The organism is Pricia sp. (assembly GCF_041745955.1).
Lineage (GTDB): Bacteria > Bacteroidota > Bacteroidia > Flavobacteriales > Flavobacteriaceae > Pricia.
Window position 1 is genome coordinate 1 of sequence record NZ_JBGTHY010000348.1, and the last position, 1,508, is coordinate 1,508.

Annotated in this window: 1 protein-coding gene; it reads left to right on the forward strand. The window is 45.5% G+C overall.

Features of this window, described 5'->3' with window-relative positions:
* Positions 1 to 1,508, forward strand: a 1,508-nt coding sequence (locus ACEW8S_RS12885; protein ID WP_373518550.1) for an FtsX-like permease family protein, incomplete at both ends; no start/stop codon positions are given.

Genomic DNA, 1,508 nt, shown 5'->3' on the forward strand with positions numbered 1-1,508 from the left:
ATTCTGGCCATTATAGCCTTGGGCATCATCGGTATCGCTATAGTTAACTTTATCAATCTGACCATCACCGGTTCCATGGCACGGATCAAGGAAATCGGCATTAAAAAAGTCCATGGGGCTACTTCCCGTACGCTTTTCCAACAAATTATAACGGAATCGCTGCTGGTGAGTTTTATCGCCCTAATCCTTGGTATGGTTCTTTTGATCGTGCTGCTTCCGGCCTTTAACCAACTATTCGAGGCCAATTTGAGCTTCGATCCTTTCGAAAATACAATTTGGTTGGGCGTACTTGCATTGATTTGGGGCATTGTCGGTCTTTTATCCGGTAGTATTCCCGCCCTGTTCTGGGCCCGGGGAAAATTGACCCGAAGCCTACGGGGAAATGTGTTTTCAGGGGATACTAAAAAATCAGCTTCCCGCTATTCTTTGATCGTGGTGCAATTCGTCATTGCCATTGTGCTGATCTCGGGAACATTCTTGGTGCGGAAACAGATTGATTACATGCTCCATAAAGACCCTAAGTTCGACAACGAAAATGTGATTATTGCCCAACTGGATAGCTGGCAGTTCGAAAATCCGGAAGCTACATCCCAAAACTTTAAACGGATATCCGAAGAACTGGAGGCCAGTCCTTTTATCGAATCGGTAAGTTTTTCGGGAAACATTCCAGGCACTTACAATGAAAATTATAACGTTTTTTATCCCGAAGGAAAAAACAATGGCGAAACGCTTTATCTCAGAAAGGCGTACGTGGGTGAGAACTATTTTAAAACCTTCGGTATCGATCTGTTAAACGGTTCCGGTTTTGAAAAGGATGGCCTATCCCATAAAAACACCGTCGTATTGAACAAGAAGGCCATAGTCGAATTGAGCATTGCCGATCCTATTGGGAAAGTACTCCATGAAGGCTCTGAATCGGGGGAGCCCTACACCATTATCGGCGTAATCGATGATATCAGCTATCAGGGCATACAGCGCGAAATGCAGCCCTTGGCACATTTCTTTTCGGAACAGGAAAGTTTTACCGACTGGAACTATCTTTCCGTAAAGGCAAAAAAGGGATCAAGTTTAAAGGTCGTCGATTTGCTAAAAGAAAAGTGGGGCAAAGTGCTTCCAGGCTCGACCCTATCCTACTTCTTCGCCGACGACAAACTCAACGAACAGTACAAGGAATATATAAAGGTAAACACGGTAATCGGTTGGTTCTCCATATTGGCGGTCATCCTTTCGTGTATGGGCCTTTTTGCCCTATCGGCCTATGCCATGGCCCGAAGGACGAAAGAAATCGGTATCCGTAAGGTCAACGGGGCCAGGGTGTCCCAAATATTGGCGATGCTCAACAAGGATTTTATAAAGTGGGTGGTATTTGCGTTTTTGATAGCCGTACCGATTGCATGGTACGCCATGCAAAAATGGTTGGAAGGCTTTGCCACTAAGACCACGGTGAGTTGGTGGATTTTCGCTTTGGCGGGACTTATATCCATGGCCATCGCCCTATTGACGGTAAG